Annotated in this window: 16 protein-coding genes; 13 read left to right on the forward strand and 3 right to left on the reverse strand. The window is 71.0% G+C overall.

Going from position 1 to position 20,696, the window contains the following annotated elements; translation table 11 throughout:
- Positions 1-28: 28 nt before the first annotated feature.
- Both QQG74_RS22650 and QQG74_RS22655 read right to left on the reverse strand, forming a co-directional pair.
- Entirely contained in the window at positions 29-364 is a 336-nt protein-coding gene (locus tag QQG74_RS22650) for a hypothetical protein (protein ID WP_341716762.1), read from the reverse strand.
- Positions 365-668: 304 nt separating this feature from the next.
- Positions 669-1,625: a heme o synthase gene (locus QQG74_RS22655; protein ID WP_341716763.1), complete on the reverse strand. Its 957-nt coding sequence runs from the start codon at positions 1,623-1,625 to the stop codon at positions 669-671.
- 267 nt (positions 1,626-1,892) lie between these two features.
- Between QQG74_RS22655 and tkt the strand changes: the two genes are divergently transcribed.
- The 12 genes from tkt (at position 1,893) to QQG74_RS22715 (ending at position 17,404) form a co-directional block, all read left to right on the forward strand.
- Positions 1,893-4,031 carry a transketolase gene (tkt, locus tag QQG74_RS22660; protein ID WP_341716764.1) on the forward strand — a complete coding sequence of 713 codons (2,139 nt, stop codon included), beginning with the start codon at positions 1,893-1,895 and terminating at the stop codon, positions 4,029-4,031.
- 14 nt (positions 4,032-4,045) lie between these two features.
- Complete coding sequence (tal, locus tag QQG74_RS22665; RefSeq protein WP_341716765.1) at positions 4,046-5,224, forward strand: transaldolase; 1,179 nt, start codon at positions 4,046-4,048, stop codon at positions 5,222-5,224.
- A gap of 45 nt (positions 5,225-5,269) precedes the next feature.
- On the forward strand, positions 5,270-6,913 hold the full coding sequence (locus QQG74_RS22670) for a glucose-6-phosphate isomerase (RefSeq protein ID WP_341716766.1): 1,644 nt from the start codon (positions 5,270-5,272) through the stop codon (positions 6,911-6,913).
- Positions 6,914-6,950: 37 nt separating this feature from the next.
- Entirely contained in the window at positions 6,951-8,465 is a 1,515-nt protein-coding gene (gene zwf / locus QQG74_RS22675) for a glucose-6-phosphate dehydrogenase (protein ID WP_341716767.1), read from the forward strand.
- Between the two features lie 31 nt (positions 8,466-8,496).
- Entirely contained in the window at positions 8,497-9,504 is a 1,008-nt protein-coding gene (locus QQG74_RS22680; RefSeq protein ID WP_341716768.1) for a glucose-6-phosphate dehydrogenase assembly protein OpcA, read from the forward strand.
- Positions 9,505-9,552: 48 nt separating this feature from the next.
- Positions 9,553-10,317 carry a 6-phosphogluconolactonase gene (gene pgl / locus QQG74_RS22685; RefSeq protein ID WP_341716769.1) on the forward strand — a complete coding sequence of 255 codons (765 nt, stop codon included), beginning with the start codon at positions 9,553-9,555 and terminating at the stop codon, positions 10,315-10,317.
- Between the two features lie 280 nt (positions 10,318-10,597).
- Positions 10,598-11,827 carry an ATP-grasp domain-containing protein gene (locus tag QQG74_RS22690; protein ID WP_341716770.1) on the forward strand — a complete coding sequence of 410 codons (1,230 nt, stop codon included), beginning with the start codon at positions 10,598-10,600 and terminating at the stop codon, positions 11,825-11,827.
- Between the two features lie 72 nt (positions 11,828-11,899).
- Positions 11,900-12,931 carry a Gfo/Idh/MocA family oxidoreductase gene (locus tag QQG74_RS22695; RefSeq protein WP_341716771.1) on the forward strand — a complete coding sequence of 344 codons (1,032 nt, stop codon included), beginning with the start codon at positions 11,900-11,902 and terminating at the stop codon, positions 12,929-12,931.
- Complete coding sequence (locus QQG74_RS22700; RefSeq protein WP_341716772.1) at positions 12,919-14,145, forward strand: ATP-grasp domain-containing protein; 1,227 nt, start codon at positions 12,919-12,921, stop codon at positions 14,143-14,145. The genes QQG74_RS22695 and QQG74_RS22700 overlap by 13 nt, the downstream gene beginning before the upstream one ends.
- A 31-nt stretch (positions 14,146-14,176) precedes the next feature.
- Entirely contained in the window at positions 14,177-15,436 is a 1,260-nt protein-coding gene (locus QQG74_RS22705) for a hypothetical protein (protein ID WP_341716773.1), read from the forward strand.
- Entirely contained in the window at positions 15,433-16,776 is a 1,344-nt protein-coding gene (locus QQG74_RS22710) for an MFS transporter (protein WP_341716774.1), read from the forward strand. The genes QQG74_RS22705 and QQG74_RS22710 overlap by 4 nt, the downstream gene beginning before the upstream one ends.
- 4 nt (positions 16,777-16,780) lie before the next feature.
- Positions 16,781-17,404 (forward strand): phosphoribosylanthranilate isomerase, encoded by a 624-nt coding sequence (locus tag QQG74_RS22715; RefSeq protein WP_341716775.1) that lies wholly within the window; start codon positions 16,781-16,783, stop codon positions 17,402-17,404.
- Here the strand turns inward: QQG74_RS22715 and QQG74_RS22720 are convergent.
- Positions 17,328-18,818, reverse strand: coding sequence for a PLP-dependent aminotransferase family protein (locus tag QQG74_RS22720; RefSeq protein WP_341721323.1), 1,491 nt, complete (start codon positions 18,816-18,818; stop codon positions 17,328-17,330). The genes QQG74_RS22715 and QQG74_RS22720 overlap by 77 nt on opposite strands.
- 493 nt (positions 18,819-19,311) lie before the next feature.
- On the opposite strand from QQG74_RS22720, the gene QQG74_RS22725 reads away from it, so the two are divergent.
- Positions 19,312-20,667, forward strand: coding sequence for a nucleotide sugar dehydrogenase (locus QQG74_RS22725; RefSeq protein WP_341716776.1), 1,356 nt, complete (start codon positions 19,312-19,314; stop codon positions 20,665-20,667).
- Positions 20,668-20,696: the final 29 nt, after the last annotated feature.

Raw genomic sequence — 20,696 nt, forward strand, 5'->3', positions numbered from 1 at the left:
CGCTATCTCGACGAACTGTCGGGCTATGTCAGCGGGCCATCGTGCGGCGGGCCATCGAACGCCAGAGGTCGTTGCTCGGACGCATCTGGTCCATCAGTTCCCGTTCCCAGGCGTTCTCCACGGCGACTCCGGCCTGCGCGCAGGCCTCCCGGGCCACGACCGTGTCCTCCGCGAACTGGTCACCCCACGCGCCGTCGGAGCCCACCAGGACGATCCGCGCGCCGCGCTTGCCGACGTACTCGATGACCGCCTTCGCCCCGCCGTGCTCGGCGGCGAACGACTTGATACCCGCCACCACGCCGCTGGGGGCCTGACCGGAGGCGGTCTGATCAGCCGTCAGCGTCGTATCGGAACCATCTGCCATAACCCGAAGCCTAAGCAGAGCAGCACCCGTACGGGGGGGAACCATGAACCTTTTGTGATACCGATTACGCCGTGGTTTAAGCAGGCAGCAAGGTGTTTCGCCCGTATTTTTCCGGGCACAACCGGTCGAAATAACGCCCTGAATGCCAGTAATCGGATCATCGTGCCCGATCAGCCTGATCAGCGGACCAATCCCCCACCGGGTCGGTTGTGCCGAGAAAGCCGCATCGCAGGGCATCTGCTGGCTGTTAGTAAGGGGCCCTTCCTATACACCAGGCGTTAAGAAGGGGCCCTTCCTTACTGCTCTACAGCAGGGCGTCGAGGGCGGCGGCGGCGAAGACGATGGTCAGGTACGTCGTCGACCAGTGGAACAGCCGCATCGGCTTGACCGCCTCGCCCCGGCTGGCCCGGCCGGCGAGCTTGTGCGCCTCGACGAGGAAGATCGCCCCGACCACCAGGGTCGGTACGCCGTAGATCGGGCTCAGCCCCAACGCCCAGACGGCCAGCGAGGTGAGCACGGTCAGCCAGGCGAACAGGATGATCTCGGCGTTCACCCGCCGGACCGAGGCCACCACCGGCAGCATCGGGATGCCGGCGCGGGCGTAGTCGTCCTTGTACTTCATCGCCAGCGGGTAGAAGTGCGGCATCTGCCAGAAGAAGACCACCGCGAAGAGCGCCCAGGCCACCGGCGACAGCGATCCGGTCACCGCCGCCCAGCCGATCAGCACCGGAGCCGCCCCGCAGGCCCCGCCCCAGAAGGTGTTCGCCGCCGTGGTGCGCTTGAGCCAGAGCGTGTAGACCACGTCGTAGTAGACGATCGCGGCCAGGGTGAGCCCGGCGGCGAGCAGGTTGGTGAAGGCCGCCATCAGGGCCAGCGAGACCGTCGCCAGCACCAGGCCGAAGATCAGCGCGTTGCGGGGGGTCACCGTGTGCGCCGGCAGCGGTCGGCGCTTGGTCCGCCGCATCACCTGGTCGATGTCCCGGTCGATGTAGCAGTTGAGCACGCTTGCCGCGCCGGCCGCGAGCGAGCCGCCGACGAGCACCACGGCCATCAGCCACAGCGACGGCATCCCGCCGTGCGCCAGCATCATCGCCGGCACCGTGGTCACCAGCAGCAGCTCGACGATCCGCGGCTTGGTAAGCGTCACGTACGCCGCGACCACCACCCGCAGGTCCCGCGAGCGGACCGGGGTCTCCTCCGCCGAGCGCACCGGCGACTGTCCGGCAGGGTTACTGACCGGGCGCTCGGTGATCATGCTCACGGATTGCCACCTTCCGGCGTCGGCAGGGGAGTCTTCCGGCGGCCGAACCCGGCTCGGGCCGGCACACCGCCCCACACACTACGCGCTGTCGTTTTGGCTGCCCGGGCGACCCGGCAACGGTGCGGGCGGTCACACCGACGGCTGAACCGCTGCGCCGAGGAAAAACGTACAGACCAGCATGCTGAGATCCTCGGGCACACGTTTAGCGTCGCTCGATAGGGTCAGCAGTGAGGGTTCCGCCCATCTCGCCGAGGAGCATCAACCACCGTGGCAGCCAACCGATCCGCGCACCCCGCACTCGACTGGACCGACCTCGACCGCCGTGCCGTGGACACCGTCCGCGTCCTGGCCATGGACGCCGTGCAGAAATCCGGTAACGGCCACCCGGGCACCGCGATGAGTCTCGCCCCCGCGGCGTACCTGCTGTTCAACCGGGTCATGCGACACGATCCCGCCGATCCGCTCTGGCCTGGCCGGGACCGCTTCGTGCTCTCCGCCGGTCACTCCAGCCTGACCCTCTACATCCAGCTCTTCCTCGCCGGTTACCCGCTGAGCCTGGACGACCTGAAGTCGCTGCGTCAGTGGGGCTCGCTCACCCCGGGGCACCCGGAGCACGGGCACACCCCGGGCGTGGAGACCACCACCGGGCCGCTCGGGCAGGGGCTGGGCAACGCCGTCGGGATGGCCATGGCGGCGCGCCGCGAGCGCGGCCTCTTCGACCCGGAGGCCGAGGGCGGCGAGTCGGTCTTCGACCACCACATCTGGTGCATCGCCTCGGATGGTGACATCCAGGAGGGCATCAGCCACGAGGCCAGCGCCCTGGCCGGGCACCAGCAGCTGGGCAACCTCTGCGTGATCTACGACGACAACGAGATCTCGATCGAGGACGACACCCGCATCGCGATGAGCGAGGACGTGGCGGCCCGCTACGCGGCGTACGGCTGGCACGTGCAGACGGTCGACTGGCGGCGCGGCGACGCCGACCAGGGCGACTACCACGAGAACGTCGACGAGCTGTACCAGGCGCTGCTGGCCGCCAAGGCGGAGACCGGCCGCCCGTCGTTCATCGCCCTGCGCACCATCATCGGCTGGCCGGCACCGAACAAGCAGAACACCGGCAAGATCCACGGGTCGGCGCTCGGTGCCGACGAGGTGGCCGCCACCAAGCAGGTTCTCGGCTTCGACACGGCCGAGTCCTTCCAGGTCACCGAGGAGGTGCTCGGCCACACCCGGGAGGCGCTGCGCCGGGGTGAGGCCGCCCGGCAGGAGTGGCAGACCGCCTTCGACGCCTGGTCCGAGGCGAACCCGCAGCGCCGCGCGCTCTACGACCGGCTGGCCAACCGGGTGCTGCCCGACGGCTGGACCGAGGCGCTGCCGGAGTTCCCGGCCGACGCCAAGGGCGTGGCCACCCGGGCCGCCTCCGGCAAGGTGCTGGCCGCGCTCGCCCCGGTGCTGCCCGAGCTCTGGGGCGGCTCGGCGGACCTGGCCGAGAGCAACAACACCACGATGAAGGGCGAGCCCTCCTTCGTGCCCAGCCAGTACGCCACCAAGGAGTTCCCCGGTCACGAGTACGGCCGCACGCTGCACTTCGGCATCCGGGAACACGCCATGGGCGCGATCCTCAACGGCATCGCGCTGCACGGCGGCACCCGCCCCTACGGCGGCACCTTCCTGGTCTTCAGCGACTACATGCGGCCCTCGGTGCGGCTGGCCGCGCTGATGAAGCTGCCGGTGGTCTACGTCTGGACGCACGACTCCATCGGGCTCGGCGAGGACGGCCCGACCCACCAGCCGGTGGAGCAGCTCACCGCGCTGCGGGCCATCCCCGGCCTGGACGTGGTCCGCCCCGCCGACGCCAACGAGACGGCCTGGGCCTGGCGGCAGGCGCTGGAGCACACCGACCGGCCGACCGCGCTGGCGCTGAGCCGGCAGGCGCTGCCCACCCTGGACCGGTCCCAGCTGGCCGGGGCCGACGGGGTCGCCAAGGGCGGCTACGTGCTCGCCGAGGCGTCAAACGGCAAGCCCCAGGTGATCATCGTCGGCACCGGCTCCGAGGTGCAGCTCTGCCTGACCGCCCGGGAGCGGTTGGAGGCCGAGGGCACGCCCACCCGGGTGGTCTCGATGCCGTGCCAGGAGTGGTTCTTCGAGCAGGACGAGGCGTACCGGGAGTCGGTGCTGCCGCGCGGGGTAAAGGCCCGGGTGAGCGTGGAGGCGGGCATCGCGATGTCCTGGCGCGCGATCGTCGGCGACTGCGGCGAGAGCGTCAGCATCGAGCACTACGGCGCGAGTGCCCCGCACTCCGTGCTCTTCGAGCAGTTCGGCTTCACCCCCGACCGGATCGTCGCCGCCGCGCACGCGGCACTGACCCGGGTCGGGGACATCACCGGTTTCACGACCGGCAACTGAGGGGAGCGGCGCACATGACTGACCGGCTGGGCGAGCTGACCGCTGCGGGAGTGGCGGTCTGGCTCGACGATCTGTCCCGGGTACGACTCAGCTCCGGCGGGCTGGACCAGCTGCGCCGGGAGCAGCACGTGGTCGGCGTGACCACCAACCCGACGATCTTCGCGAAGGCGTTGAGCGACGCCGACGAGTACGACTGGCAGCTGCGGGACCTGGCCACCCGGGGCATCGAGGTCGAAGAGGCCGTCCGCATGCTCACCACGTACGACGTGCGGTGGGCCTGTGACGTGATGCGGCCGGCGTACGACGCCAGCGGTGGCATCGACGGCCGGGTCTCCATCGAGGTGGACCCGCGGCTGGCCCACGAGGCACCGCGCACCGTGGCGGAGGCCAAGGCGCTCTGGTGGCTTGTCGACCGACCGAACCTGTTCATCAAGATTCCGGCGACCGAGGCCGGCCTGCCGGCGATCACCGCCGCGCTGGCCGAGGGGATCAGCGTCAACGTGACCCTGATCTTCGGCCTGGACCGCTACTCGCAGGTGATGGAGGCGTTCCTCGCCGGTCTGGAGCAGGCCAAGGCCAACGGCCACGACCTGTCCACCATCGGCTCGGTGGCCTCGTTCTTCGTCTCCCGGGTCGACAGCGAGGTCGACAAGCGGCTGGAGAAGATCGGCTCGGAGCAGGCAAAGGCGCTGCGTGGCAAGGCCGCGGTGGCCAACGCGCGGCTGGCGTTCGAGCGCTACAGCGAGGTCTTCTCCTCGGCGCGGTGGCGGGCGCTTGCCGACGCCGGGGCGCACCCGCAACGGCCGCTCTGGGCGTCCACCTCGACCAAGAACCCGGACTACCGGGACGTCATCTACGTCGAGGAGCTGATCGCCCCCGGCACCGTCAACACCATGCCGGAGTCGGTGATCCACGCGTACGCCGAGCACGGTGAGACCCACCCGGACACCGTCACCGGCGCGTACGACGACGCCCGGCAGGTCTTCGCCGATCTCGAATCGGTGGGCGTGGACCTGGCCGACGTGATCGACACGCTGGAACGTGAGGGCGTGGAGAAGTTCGAGGCGAGCTGGAACGAGTTGCTCGACGGGGTCCGCAAGTCACTGGCCGCCGCCGGGCAGGGCACCGACAGTCCGAGCGACGCCGCCCGTAGCAACGCCGACGCCGCCGCGCGGGCCGGAGGCAATGCGTGACGGTGCGCCCCGGCCTCGCCCACGCCGCCGCTTCCGGGCGGCGGCGTGGGTGAGCTGCTGGACGCACCCGCCGAGGCCGCTGGTGGCCTCGCGGTGTACGGCGCGGGGGCGGTCGACGCCGCCGCGCCGGCCTCCACCCGGCAGGCGCTTGTCGACGGCGGTGTGCCGGGCCGGTTGGCCGCCGGGGACCCGGCGTGCTGGGGTCGGTCGGCGACGGCCGGCCTCGGCTGGCTGGCCGCGCACCGCCACGGTCGCGAACTGCTCCCCCAGCTCGCCGAGCTGACCGCCGAGCTGGCCGATCTGGACCACGTGGTACTGGCCGGCACGGCCGGTGCGTCGCTCGCGGCCGAGGCCGTCGCGCGGACCACCGGCCGGCCGTTGACCGTGCTCGACACGACCGACCCCGGTCGGGTCCGCGCCACGCTCGCCGACCGGCTGACCCGCACCGTGGTGGTGCTGGCCGGCGACGCCGGCGTGGAGATCGACAGTTTCCGGCGCGCCTACTGGCAGGCGTTCCTGGACGCGGGGCTGACCGAGGCCGAGGCGGGCCGGCACTTCGTCGTGGTCACCGAGCCGGGTTCGCCGCTGGCGGCGGTCGCCGCCGAACTGGACGCGATCACCGTGCCGGCCGAGGAGCAGGTGACCGACGGCTACCGCGCGCTTACCGCGTACGGGCTGGTGCCCTGCGCGCTGGCCGGCGCCGCCGTGGCCGACCTGCTCGACCAGGCCGAGGAGTTCGCGGCGTCGCTGGGCCGGTCGGCGGAGAACCCGGCGCTGGCGCTCGGTGCCGCGCTGGCCGCCGCCGCGACGACCGGGCGGGACAAGGTCGCGCTGGTCGCCGACGGCAGCGGGATCGAAGGGCTCGGCGAGTGGGTGGCGCAGTTGCTCGCCGGCACCGCCCGGGACGGGCTCGGCATCCTGCCGGTGGTGGTCGAGTCGCCGACGGCGGCCGGGGTGACCGGCACCGACGTGCTCACCGTCAGCTACGGCGGTGCGCTCACCGCCGGTGCCGTGCCCGCCGCCGGCCGGGCAGCCGACCTCGCGGTCAACGGCCCGCTCGGCGCCCACCTGCTGGCCTGGCAGTACGCCACCGCGGTCGCCGCCACCGTGCTCGGCGTCGACCCGTTCGACCGGCCGGACGCCGGCTCCGGCGAACACGTCCCGGCGGTCCTGACCGACGAGGACATTCCGGCGATGCTGGCCCAGCCGCTGGCACCGTCGACCGTGGCGGCCGCGATCGAGGTGTACGCCCCGCCGGGCGCTCCGGCCGGGCTGGCCGACGCCCTGCGCCACCTGGTGCACGGGATGGATCCGGACGGCTACCTGGCCGTGGTCGCGTACCTGGACGCGTACGCCGACGCCGACGCGGCCCGGCTGCGGCCGTTGCTGGCCGAGGTCACCGGGCGGCCGGTCACCTTCGGTTGGGCGCCACGCCACCCGCACGCCATCGGTCAGTACCACATCCATGGCCCGCAGGTGGGTAGTTTTGTTCACCTGACCGGTACGGTCGACGTTGATCTGCCGGTGCCCGGAAGGCCGTACTCCTTCGGGGAACTACAGGCGGCGCAGGCCGCCAGCGACCGCCGGGCCCTGGCCGGTCGCGGACGCCCGCTACTGCACCTGCACCTGACCGACCGGACGGCGGGCCTGGCCCAGCTGCTCGACACGGTCGGGTCCCTGCGGGCATGAGGATTGACGACGTGGACGAGCGGAGCGAGGAGGCGGCGTGAACCCGCTGCGCGACCCGCAGGACCGGCGGCTGCCGCGGATCCCGGAGCCCTGTGCTCTGGTGATCTTCGGAGTGACCGGTGACCTGGCCCAGAAGAAACTGCTGCCGGCCCTGTACGACCTGGCCAACCGGGGGCTGCTGCCGCCCGGTTTCGTGGTCGTCGGGTTCGCCCGGCGGGACTGGGGCGACGGGGACTTCGCCTCGCTGGCCCGCGAGGCGGCCAAGGCGCACTGCCGGACACCGTGGCGGGACGAGGTCTGGTCCCGGCTGGAACACAACATCAAGTTCGTCGGCGGCTCGTTCGACGACGACGGTGCCTTCGACCGGCTCGCCCAGTGCCTGGACAACCTGCGGGACAGCCACGGCATCCACGGCAACGCCGCCTTCTACTTCTCCATCCCGCCGGCCGCCTTCCCGGTGGTGCTCAAGCAACTGGCCCGCACCGGCATGGCCGACAACGACAAGTGCGGCGGCTGGCGTCGGGTGGTGGTGGAGAAGCCGTTCGGGCACGACCTGCCCTCGGCCAAGGCGCTCAACGACCTGGTCGACGACGTGTTCACCCGGCAGGACGTGTTCCGCATCGACCACTACCTGGGCAAGGAGACCGTCCAGAACATCCTCGCCCTGCGCTTCGCCAACAGCCTCTTCGAGCCACTGTGGAACTCGCAGTACGTCGACTCGGTGCAGATCACCATGGCCGAGGACGTCGGGATCGGCAGCCGGGCCGGCTTCTACGACTCGGTCGGCACCGCCCGCGACGTGTTGCAGAACCACCTGCTGCAACTGCTCGCCCTGGTGGCGATGGAGGAGCCGACCAGCTTCGACGCCGACGAGATCCGGGCCGAGAAGCTCAAGGTGCTCAAGGCCATCACCCTGCCGCAGGACGTCGCGGAGGGCACCGTACGCGGCCAGTACCTGCCCGGCTGGGTCGGTGGCCAGCGGGCCAAGGGCTACCTGGAGGAGGACGGCGTGCCGTCGACCTCGACCACCGAGACGTACGTGGCGGTCCGGCTCGGCATCCAGAACCGCCGCTGGGCCGAGGTGCCGTTCTACATCCGGGCCGGCAAGCGGCTGCCCCGGCGGGTCACCGAGGTCGCGGTGATCTTCAAGAAGGCGCCGCACCTGCCGTTCACCTCGGCCGACATGGAGATGCTCGGCAACAACCAACTGGTCATCCGGGTGCAGCCGGACGAGGGTGTGGTGCTCAAGTTCGGCTCCAAGGTGCCGGGCACCACAATGGAGGTCCGCGACATCGCGATGGACTTCCAGTACGGCGAGGCGTTCACCGAGTCCAGCCCGGAGGCGTACGAGCGGCTGGTGCTGGATGTCCTGATCGGCGACCGGACGCTCTTCCCGGACGCCGCCGAGGTCGAACAGAGCTGGGCCGTGGTGGATCCGCTGGAACACGCCTGGGAAGGCAGTAAGCCGGAGGCGTACCGCGCCGGCGAGTGGGGGCCCCGGGCCGCCGACGAGATGCTGGCCCGCGAGGGCCGGGCCTGGCGGCGGGCGTGACCGGGCAGCACGAGCAGACCAGGAGGCTCCGTTGATCGGATTGTGGGACACCACCGGCAACGAGGTGGTCAAGGCGCTCGCCGCCGAGCGGCGCAGCGCCGGTGGGGTGGCCAGCGGCATGGCGCTGACCCTGATCGTGGTGGTCGACGAGAAGCGGGTCCGCGACGCGGAGGCCGCGGCCACCATCGCCGCCGCCGCACACCCGTGTCGGCTGCTGGTGGTCGTCCGCTCCGACGTGGAGCGGGACCGTAGCCGACTGGATGCGGAGATCGTCGTCGGCGGGCGGCTCGGCCCCTGCGAGGCGGTGGTGATGCGGATGTACGGGCGGCTGGCCCTGCACGCCGAGTCGGTGGTGATGCCGCTGCTGGTGCCGGACGTGCCCGTGGTCACCTGGTGGCACGGTGAGCCGCCGGAGGAGATCGCCACCGACTTCCTCGGCGTGGTCGCCGACCGGCGGATCACCGACAGCGCCCAGGCCGCCGACCCGATCGAGGCGCTGCGGCAGCGGGCCCGCGACTACGCCCCGGGCGACACCGATCTCGCCTGGACCCGGATCACCCCGTGGCGCACCCTGGTCGCCGGGGCGTTCGACACCACCGAGGCGCAGCTCACCGAGGCCGCGGTGGTCGCGCCGCCGACCGACCCGACCGCCGCGCTGATGCGCGGGTGGCTGCGCAGCCGGCTGGGCATCAAGCCGCGGTGGGAGCGGACCAAGGAGTTCCCGCGCATGCGCGAGGTGCAGCTGCGCTGCGACAACGGCGACGAGCTGACCCTGACCCGGGACGACAGCATGGCGGTCTTCCGGCGGACCGGTCAGGAGGACCGGACCCTGCCGCTGGTCCGCCGGCCGCTCGGCGACGAACTGGCTGAGGAGCTGCGCCGGCTCGGCTCCGACCAGGTGTACGCGGAGGCGCTTGGTGCCTTCGCCGGGCTGAACAACCTGGACCGGCGCGACGGCCGGCGGGTGCACGTCTGGAAGGATCCGGCCACCGCCCAGCGGGCCGAGGCCGGCGTCGCCGCGCACAGTAACGGTTCCTGATCCCTCGAACGACGGCACGACCGCCGAGCGGTCGCGGAAGGACCACCTATGAGTGAGACGAGTGTCGCCGTACACGCCGACGCCGATCTGCTGGCGCAGGCCGTCGCGGCCCGGTTGGTGGTGCGGCTGCTCGACGCGCAGGCCGAGCGCGGCGAGGCGTCGGTGGTGCTCACCGGCGGCCGGATCGCCGCGGCGGTGTACCGGGCGGTGACCGCGCTGCCGGCCGCCGATGCCGTCGACTGGTCCCGGGTGGACGTGTGGTGGGGTGACGAACGGTTCCTGCCCGCCGGTGACCCGGACCGCAACGAGACCCAGGCCCGGGCGGCCCTGCTGGACAAGCTGCCGCTCGACCCGGCCCGGATCCATCCGATGCCGCCCGCCGACGCCGGTGCCGAGCCGGAGGAGGCCGCCGCCCGGTACGCGGCCGACCTCGCCCGGGCGGCCCGGCCCGGCACGGCCGTACTCCCCCACTTCGACGTGCTGATGCTCGGGGTCGGCGAGGACGGGCACGTCGCCTCGGTCTTCCCGGAGCATCCGGTGCACTACGAGAGCCGGCCGGTGAGCGCGGTCCGGGGCAGCCCGAAGCCGCCACCGGTACGGATCACCCTGACCCTGCCGGCGATCAACACGGCCGAGGAGGTGTGGCTGGTGGCCGGCGGGGCGGACAAGGCCCACGCGGTCGGCATGGCCCTGGCCGGCGCCGGGCCGGTGCAGATCCCGGCGGCCGGGGTGCAGGGCACCAGCCGTACCCGCTGGCTGCTCGACCGCGCCGCCGCAGCCACCGTTCCGGCCCGGCTGCGCAGCCTGCGCTGAGCCTGCCGCCCTGCCGTCGACGCGGCAGCGGCAGCGGCTGAGGTTGTCCCGGTCCCACCGGATTCGTCGCCGCCGCTTGCCCGGCCACCCGCTCAACTGGCTGGTCAACGAGACATTCGGCGAACTGGTACCAGCGACTGTCACCTAGCTGGTCTGGTTCTCGCCCCATCCTGGCCGAAGACTGTGCTCACCGGCTGACGGAGGGCCTCGCTCCTCCACGCTCGCCGGGATCCATGCCATCGGGATCAGCCGCGGCGGAGCAGGCTCGGGAGGGGCTACGGTGAAGGAACTGTTGCTGATCGGCGCCGGCTACATGGGCACCCCCTACCTTGCGGCCGCCCGCCGCCTCGGGGTACGGGTCACCGTGGTCGAGTCGGCGCTGCATCGCGACCGGCTCGCCGCGCAGGCGGACCGCTTCATCCTCACCGAGGGCACCGCCGAGGAGGACTGGGCGGCAGCGGCCAACGCCGCCGCCTACTCGTGCGAACCCGACGGGGTGCTGGGGTTCGCCGAACCGCAGGTCATCGCCGCCGCCCTGGTGCAGGACGCGCTCGACGTGCCCGGCCCGTCGCTGCACGCCGCCGTCATCTCCCGGAACAAGGCGCTGCAACGTGGTTGTTTCGCGACCGCGGGCCTGTGCCAACCGAAGTACCTGATCGTGCCGGACGTCGACACGGGCGTGCGCTGGGCGCGCAACCGCTATCCGGTCATCGCCAAGCCGCTGCACAGCAGCGGGAGCGCCGGCGTGGTGCAGGTGGTGGACGAGCCCACGCTCGTCGATCTGCTGCGCACCCGGCTGCCCCAGGAAGCGGTGCTGCTGGAGGAGTTCCTCGTCGGCGCGGAGTACAGCTGGGAAGCGTTGGTCCGGGACGGTGAGGTGATCTTCGCGAACGTCACCGCGAAGGAGACCACCGGCCCACCGGACTTCGTCGAGCTGGCGCACGTCGGCGGCGTACGGCTGTCCGGCGCGGACATGTTCACGATCGGCAGCCTGGGCCACGGTGTGGTGGCGGCGATGCGGGTGCAGACCGGGATCGTGCACCTGGAGTTCCGGATGACCGCAGCGGGTCCGGCGATCGTCGAGGTCGCGGTGCGTACGCCTGGCGACTACATCATGGACGTCATCGCGCTCACCCACGGGTTCGACCCGTACGCCGCGCTTGTCGCGATGGCCCTGGACCTGCCGATCGGCCTGCCTTCGGCGGCGACGCCGGGTGCGCACGGTGCCAGTTGGTTCCCGCAGTTCCCGGCTGGTCGGGTCGCCCGGGTCAACGGCGTGGACGCCCTGCGGGCCCAGCCCTGGGTGGCCGATGTGAAGCTGAAGTTGCGGGCCGGCGAGACGATCGCGCCCTACTCGTCGTCGGCCCAGCGGATGGGACATGTGCTGTTCCAGGCTCCCGACCTCACGGAGCTGACCTCGGCCATGGAGCTGGCCCGCCGCACGCTCACCGTGGATCTGGTCGGCGAAGCGCGGCCGATCGCACCGGCCGTCGAGACGCACTCGGCATAGGGCCGGTGCGCGCCGACGCGGGGATTCCCACCCCGTGGCGTGCCCCTTTCGGTGAGGCCTAGGGAGACAACCATGCAAGGCGCTCTTCAGCCGGTCATCGTCGGCTACGGACGAGCCGGCCGCGACCTGCACCATCGCGCGTTGCGTCCACTGCTCGACCCGGGTGACACGGTGCTCGTGGTCGACCCGCGACCGGTGCCGCCGCAGCCGGGAATCCGCTGGGTGGCGACGCTCGCCGAAGCGGCCGACGTGCTGCACACGCTGGCCGTACCGATGCGGCGGGCGGTTTTCCACCTGACCACTCCCCCGGCCGAGCACCTGTCCGGGGTGGAGCAGCTCGTCGCGCTCGGCGCCCGGCAGGTGATCGTCGAGAAGCCGATCGCCACAAGCGTGGCGCAGGCCCGCCGGATCGCCGAACTGTCGGCGGAGATCGACATCATGCCGGTGAGCGTCTGGCTGGAGAGCACCACCACCAGCGTGGTGGAGCAGGCCATCGCCGCCGGTGAGATCGGCCGGGTCAGCACGCTGCACATGGAGCAGAGCAAGCCCCGGTTCCGCCGGAACCTGGCGGCGGACGACGCGCACACCACCGCCTTCGACGTCGAGTTCCCGCATCAGATGCTGCTCGTGCTGCACCTGGCCGGGGTGGACGCCACTGTCGAGTCCGCCGTCCGGTGGCAGATGTCCTCCTGCGACCGGTACGGGCACGTGATGGGCGGTGCCGCGGTCACGCTGACCCATGGCTCGGCGGTGACCAGCACCCTGCTGTCCGACCTCACCGCTCCGATCCGCCGCCGACGGCTGATCGTCAGCGGTACCGGTGGCCAGATCGTGGCCGACTATCCGCTCAGCTCCGACGACGACTACGGGCAGGTGCGCATCCGTGGCCGTGGTGATCGCCAGATCGTCCGAGACCTGCCGCTGTCGCAGTTCCTCAAGGCCGTGTACGACTCGCGGCGCGGTCTCCGCCGCCCGCCCCGCGGCGACCTCGACCTGCACGTACGCAGCATCGAACTGCTGGACCAGGCCCGACGTACCGCGGTGACCATTCCGCCTCAGGTGACTCTTCCTCAGCTAACGGAGATCGCATCATGGCAAGGCTGACCATCATCGAGCCACGATCGTCCGGCTGCCTGCTCATCGACCGCGCGCGGGATCTCGGCCACGATCCGGTGGTGTTGACCGCCGACCGTGGCGAGCGGAGCGTTCCCCGCGAGCGGTTGGCCGCCGCGGCCGAGGTCAGGATCGTCGACACGAATGACGACGCAGCCGTGCTGGAGGTCCTCCAGCAGCTGCACGACGCCGCGCCGCTGTCCGCCGTGCTACCCGGATTCGAGCACTACGTCCCGGTCGCCGCCCGGGCGGCGGCCCACCTGGGCCTGCCCGGAATCGATCCCGACTCGGCGCTGAAGCTGCACTACAAACACCTGATGCGGCAGGCGGTCACCGACGCGGCCATGGATCAGCCCGCCGCCGTACTGGTGAGCGAGCCGGGCGAGGTCGAGGCAGCGGTCACCAAGGTGGGGCTGCCCTGCGTCGTGAAGCCGGTGAACCAGTCCGGCAGCCTGTTCGTCCGCCGGGCGGACACGCTTGACGAGGCAGTGGCCGCGATCGACCGCATCCGCAACCCGGCGGCCACCTATCTCGACCGGCAGACGCTGCCCGTCGCCCTGGTCGAGGAGTACGTACGGGGGCCCGAGTTCAGCGTCGAGGGCTACGTCGAGGACGGCGTGGCGCACGTCCTGTGCGTCACGGAGAAGGTGCTCGGGCCGGAACCCTGGTTCGTGGAGGCCGGACACATCCTCCCGGCGGATCTGCCGGCAGACCGGGAAGCCGAGGTGACCGGGTACGTCCGGCGGGTGGTCGCCGCGCTCGGTGTCGGGCTCGGCCCGTTCCACGCCGAGGTCCGACTGGCCGAGCGGGGACCGCTGTTGATGGAGGTCGCGGCGCGGCTGCCGGGCGACCGCATCCCGTACCTGCTGTCGCTGGCCCGAGACGTCGACCTGTACGCGATCACGCTGCGGGCCCACCTGGGTGAGCCGATCGGTCCGCTGGCGCACGGCACCCGTCGGCAGACCGCCGGCATCCGTTACTTCCAGCGGCCCCGGATCCGCCGCTTCACCACGATGACGGTGGGCGCCGGGGTGGCCGACGATCCTCGGGTCAGGGAGGTTTCCGCACTGCACCGCCCCGGTGCCGATCTGCCGGATCCAGGGAGTTCGTCGGGCCGGCTCGGTTACGTCGTGGCGACCGGCGCGACCTATCGGGAGACGACCGCCCTGCTCGACGCGGTGGACGCGGCGGTCAGCTTCACATGATCTTCCCACCACCACTGCTCAGGAGTTGACCGTGGCCAGTCACATTCTCATTCTGAACCGATGGAGTAACGAGTTCGGCGAGTACCACCGGTACGTCGACCATCGGGCCAACCGGGTGGCGTACCTGGTCACGCCGGCCGGCCGCGAGCCGCTGGACGAGCAGCTCGCCGAGGCGATCGTCACGGTGCCGGATCTCGGCGACACCGCGGCGGTCGCCGCCCACGCCAAGGAGTTGGCGAACCGGTACGGGCGGTTCGACCACATCATCGCGCTCTCCGAGTTCGACCTGGAAACGGCGGCGGAGTTGCGGGCCACGCTCGACGTACCGGGCAAGAACTCCACGGAGGTACGCAAGGTCCGCGACAAGGTCGTCATGAAGCGGCACATCGAGCAGGCCGGGCTGCGGGTGCCGGCGTACGGTCCGGCGGACTCGGCCGAGCAGGTGCGTGACCTCGTCCGGCGGGTGGGCTTGCCGATCGTGCTCAAGCCCCGGGCCGGCGCCGACAGTCAGGGCATCTTCATCTGCCGCACCGATGCCGAGGTGGCCGGGCTGCTTGCCGACGAGGCGCTCGTCGACTACGAAGCCGAACAGTTCATCGAGGGCGGCCTCTACCAGGTGGACGGGGTGGTCCAGGGCGGGCGGCTGCTTGTCGTCCGCAGCTGGCAGTGCCTGGCCGGATGCCTCGACTTCGCCCGGGGTACGCCGTTCGGCTCGGTGGCCAACGACGACGCCGAGTTCGAGCGGCGGGTCGTCTCGTACACCGAGCGGGTGCTGGCCGCGTTGGGGCTGACGGACGACGTCTTCCACCTGGAGTTCTTCCGCACCGGCGGGCCAGCCGGCGACGACGGGCACGGCGACCTGGTCTTCCTTGAGATCGGTGCGCGTGCCGGTGGTGGCCAGGTGCGGTTCGTCTGGCGGGACGTGTACGGCGTCGACCTGATCGACGCATCGGTCAAGTTGCAGATCGGGGCGAAGCTGGAGCTGCCCCCGATGGACCTCGGCACCGTGGCCGGTTATCTGATGATGCCGGAGCCACCGGTGCGGCCGGCGGTCGTGCACGGGGTCAGCTCGCTGCGGGACCGGGTGCCCGACCTGTACGACGAGACGCTGCCGCCGCCGGGCGCGATCCTGAACGGCACGGGCGGTGCTCGCCACACGGCCGGCACGTTCCGGTTCCGCGCTCCCACCGCCCAGCGGGTGAAGCAGGCCATCTCCCGCGCCACCGAACTGTACGAACTTTCCTGGTCAGCGGCGGAGGCCGCGACCGACGCCACCGGAACGCGCGGGTGAGCCGGGACCGCGGAGCCGATTCGCTGCTCTCCGATCCCCCGCCGGCCGACCGATCCCCGGAAGTGGCGCCGTCGCTGTGGCGCCACCCCGACTTCCTTCGGCTCTGGGGTGCGCAGACCATCGCGATGCTCGGGTCCCGGGTGACCGAGTTGGCGCTGCCGCTTACCGCGATCCTGCTGCTGGACGCCGGGCCGACCAGCCTGGGCCTGCTCAACGTCGCCGAGTACCTGCCCTTCACCCTGGTCACGTTGTTCGCCGGGGTGCTCGCCGACCGCTACCGGCGGCGGGGACTGCTCGTCGGTGCCAACATCGGTCGCGCGGTGATCCTGGCGGTGGTGCCGCTGCTCGCGCTGACCGACCAGTTGTCCATGCCGGCGCTCTACCTGGTGGCCTTCCTCATCGGTGTGCTTACCGCGCAGTTCGACGTCGCGTACCAGGCGTACGTGCCGGTGCTGGTGAGCCGGAGCCAGCTCATCGAGGCCAACTCGAAGCTCCAGTCCACCAGGTCCATCGCCGAGACCGGCGGGAAGGGCTTCAGCGGTGTGCTCATCCAGGTGTTCACCGCGCCCGGCGCCATCATCGTCGACTGCCTGACGTATCTGGTCTCCGCCGTTTCCCTGCTCGCCATCAAGACCCGGGAGCCGCGTCGTACGGTCAGCTCCCGAGGACTCCGGGGCATGTGGGGTGAGATCGGCGAGGGGTTGAAGGCGACCCTCGGCCATCGCATTCTGCGCGCGGTTCTCCTCCAGGCCGCGTGGTTCAACCTGTTCCACGATGTCGTTCTCGTCCTGTTTCCGCTGTACGGCCTCAAGGACCTGGAGCTGACGCCGGCCCTGCTCGGGTTCATCATCGCCGCGGCCAGCGTCGGCGCCTTCGGCGGCGCGCTGATCGCCGGCGGGCTGGCGCGTCGCCTCGGCATCGGCCCGGCCATGGTCGCGGGCGTGGCGACCTCGGCGCTCGGCCTGCTGGTGCTGCCGCTGGCCGCCGGCCCACCGATGGTGCAGCAGCTGCTGCTGGGCGCGGGTTACGTGATCAGCGGGGTGGGCATCACGATCTTCAACATCCACTCGGTGGCGTTGCGCCAGGCGATCATTCCCAACCACCTCCTCGGGCGGGTCAGCGGCACCTACCGGTTCGTCGCCTGGGCGGTCATCCCGGTGGGCGGCCTGCTCGCCGGTGTGCTGGCGAATATCCTGACCGCCCGAGGCGCTCTGCTGATCGCCGGCGTCGGCCTGCTCGTCGGGGCGGTGGTTTTCGCCTTCAGCCCGGCCGGCCGGATCGCCGTGGCACCGGAGGGTCCCGAGATCCCGACGCCCACCGGGCCGATCACGAAGGAGTAGCTGCTTGTTCATCAAAGTCTGCGGCCTGCGGACCTCGACCGATGTCGCCGCCGCCGTGCGAGCCGGCGTGGACGCGGTGGGATTCATGCTCACCGAGAGCGTTCGTCGGGTTACGCCTACCGAAGCCGGCCGGCTGGCGGCCGAGGTGCCGCCCCAGGTGCTTACCGTCGGGGTGTTCCGGGGTGAGCCGGTCGACGTCATCCGCGACTGTGTGACCACGGCCGGTCTGCGCGCGGTGCAACTTCACGGCGGCGAGCCGCCAGGTCACTACGAGGCGCTGCGCGACCTCGACGTCACCCTGATCCGGGCGACCTCGGTGGCCAGTGGAGCCGACCTTCGTCCCGGCGCGTACGGCGAGGAGCTGCTCATCATCGACTCCCCGCAGCCCGGTTCGGGGCAGGGGTGGAACTGGTCCGCGCTACAGGCGAAGCCGGTGACCGGCCGTTGGCTGCTGGCCGGTGGCCTCCACCCGGGCAACGTCGCGGCCGCGATCACGGCGCTGGCACCCTGGGGGGTCGACGTGTCAAGCGGTGTGGAGGCCCGCCGGGGCATCAAGGAGCCGCAGCTGATCGCGGAATTCGTAGCGGCTGCCCGATCGAACGGGCCAGGCTCGACCCGGTTCGAGTAGCCCGCCGCCGGCCGCCGGACTGGGCGTAGGCCGCACCGACCCGGGCGAGCGCCTCGTTGATGTCGCTGGGCCGCACCGCCGAGTAGCCGATGACAAGCGCTGGGCGGGTGGCGGCACCGGCGGTGTCGGCGAGCCGGAAGTGCGCGCCGCCGCGGAGCAGGACCGACCGACGCAGGGCCCCGTCGATGATCGCTGCCTCGTCCACGTGGTAGGGCAGTTCCACGTAGACGTGGCGGCCGGCGGACGAGCCGGCGACGCTCGCCCCGGGCAGGTGTCGCCGCACCGCTTGGACCACGGTCTCCAGCCGGGACCGGTACCTCGGACGCAGTCGGCGTAGGTGCCGGTCCAGCAGTCCCGCGCGCAGGAACTCCGACACCGCCAGTTGCGTGATGGTGTCGGAGCCCTGGTCCGAGATGGACCGGATGCGTTCCACCGGGTCGAAGAGCCAGTCCGGCAGGGCGAGCCAACCGACCCGCAGGCCGGGAGCGAGCACCTTGCTCAGGCTGCCGCCGTAGATGACCCGCCCGGGGTCGCTGCCCTGGATCGCCGGGGGTCGCTCCCGCTGGTCGAACCAGAACTCGGTGTCGTAGTCGTCCTCGACGATGATCCCGTTGACGTCGCTGGCCCAGCGCAGCAGCGCGTGCCGGCGTTCGAGCGACATGGTCCCGCCGGTGGGAAACTGGTGCGCCGCAGTGACCAGGACGGCGCGGACACCACTGCGCCGCAGGGCGTTGATGTCGATGCCCTCGGCGTCCAGCGGCAGGGGCACCGGGCACATGCCGCCGTCGCGGATGAACTGGAACTGCTTCCTGCTGCCCGGATCCTCGACACCGAGCCGTTCGATGCCAAGCGTCGGCAGGGTCCGGCAGATCAGCCCCAGGCCGTGGGCGAAGCCCAAGGTGACCATGGTGTGGGCGGGTTCCACCCGCACCCCCCGTACTCTGCCGAGGTAGCTTGCCAGTTCGGTGCGCAGGGCCGCGATGCCGGATATCGGCGGGTAGTTCAAGCCGTCGAGGCCCAGGCTCTGCGTCGCTCGCTGGTAGCAGGACAGCCATTCCTGCAACGGGAAGTTCGTGACGTCCGTCGCGCCGACCCGCAGGTCCCAGCGTACGGTCGGCGCGGGCGGTTGGTGGAGGCTGGCGCTTGCCGCCACGGCGGCGATGGAGCGGGTGGCGACGCGGGTACCCGAGCCCTGGACGGATTCCAGATATCCCTCGGCGGTCATCTGCTCGTACGCCTCGACCACCACGCTGCGCGACACCCCGATGTCGCGGGCCAGCAGGCGGCTCGACGGCAACGGCACACCGGGCAGCAGGACGCCATTTCGGATTTTCTCCTTGATGGCGTTCTGGATTTGTCTGCTAAGCGGCTCATCGACGTTCCTGCGAACGCTAATTGTCAGATGCCACGGCATTCCGAAATTGCCCCCTCCACGGGACAGCGTCGCCCTTGGCGTTTGCTCATCGGAGGCCACGTGCGGAAACCTCAGTTCGGTCGCCAATGACCGGATCCGATGATCACTGCCCCATCACAACGGCACGCAACGTGGATTCTAACCTCGCTCCTTGGGTGACTCCTAATCGAACAGGACCGGTGCCGGTCTCGCGGAAATGGTCCGAGTTTGTGGACCTCCCGAGCCCCCCGTAGGGCACTTATCAGTCAAAACTGCCGGGACCGGACCGCCCCTCGCCGCAGACCAGATGGTGGCCTGAGAATGCCACTCCGGCGAGCGAAGACTGGCCAATACGAGGACGACACCCAGCTCACCTAGACGATTCGAGGCGCACCTGAGCCCTGGTCTGCCATCGCCCCGGTTCAGTGGTCTGGGCCGGGCGGACGGACGGCTGATTGAATCTGCCCGGCCTTCAGTGGCCGAGCATTCACGCCCACCGCTTGGAGCTGTACGAATGGTTAGCATGGTCAGCTCGCCCACCGAAACCAGGGCGCAGGACCCGCAGGCCGGCGCCGTTGTCGCGCTGCCCGATTTCGACCACCTCATCGTGAGCCGGAAGGCAGTCGTCGGCATCGTCGGACTCGGCTACACCGGCTTGCCGCTGGCTACCGGCTTCGCCGCGGCGGGCTTCTCAGTGGTCGGCCTCGATACGGACACCGAAAAAATCGGGGCCATCAACCGCGGCGAGTCCTACCTGCCGGACGTCTCCGACCTGGAATTGGAAGAACTGCAATTGCGGCTGTCGGTAGGCACCTCGCCGGAGGCGATGGCCGTGGCGGACGCGGTGGTGGTCTGTGTCCCAACGCCGACCAGGGCCGGCGTCGCCGACCTCTCCCATGTCGACGACGCCCTCGCCGCCGTGGTGCCGCACCTGCGACCGGGAACGTTGCTGGTGTTGCAGTCCACCATCCCGCCCGGCACCACCTCCGCCGCGGCTCGTCGGCTGGCCAGCGAGGGCGGCCTGCGCATCGGTGCCGACCTCTACCTGGCGATGGCGCCGGAGCGGATCAATCCGGCGAACGCCGACGGCTGGCGGATGACGAACACGCCGAAACTGGTCGGTGGCTTCACCGCCGAGTGCACCCGCCGGGCGACGGTGTTGTTCGAGCAGGTCTGCGAGCGGGTCCACCCGGTCTCCAGCCCGGAGGTCGCCGAGCTGGCGAAGATCTTCGAGAACACCTTCCGGCTCGTCAACATCGCCCTGACCCTCGAACTGTCCGACCTCTGCCGACAACTGCGGATTCCGGTCCGGGAGGTCATCGACGCGGCGGCGACCAAGCCGTACGGCTTCCTGGCGCACTATCCAGGTCCCGGCGTCGGCGGCGAGTGCATTCCGGTGGACCCGCTGTTCCTCCAGCCGTTGGCGCAGCTCGCGGGTACCGACCTCAGCCTGGTCCAAGCCGCGCACCGGCGGATCACCGAGCGCCCCGGCCAGGTCGTCGACCGGGTCGCGGAGCTGCTCCGGGCCCGGGGCCGGATGCCCCAGCGGGCCCGGGTGCTGATCGTCGGCGTCAGCTACAAGGAGGGCGTCGCCGACCTGCGCAACGCGCCGGCCCTGGACATCATCCGCGGGCTGCGCCGGGCCGGCGTGGAGGTCAGCTACTACGACCCGCTGGTGCCGTCGATGACCGTCGACGGTCAGGCGGTGCCCGTGGCGCCCTGGACGCCGACCGAGCTCGCGGCGTCGGACTGCGTCGTGCTGGTGACCCCGCACAACCGCATCGCGGCGGACCCGCACTGGAGCGCCGCACCGCTGGTGCTTGACACCCGCAACGTGCTGCCGCCGGCAGACAACATCGAACCGCTGTGACGCCGAGATCCCGCGATCCGCGACGGCGC

The organism is Micromonospora sp. FIMYZ51, assembly GCF_038246755.1.
Classification (GTDB): Bacteria; Actinomycetota; Actinomycetes; order Mycobacteriales; family Micromonosporaceae; genus Micromonospora.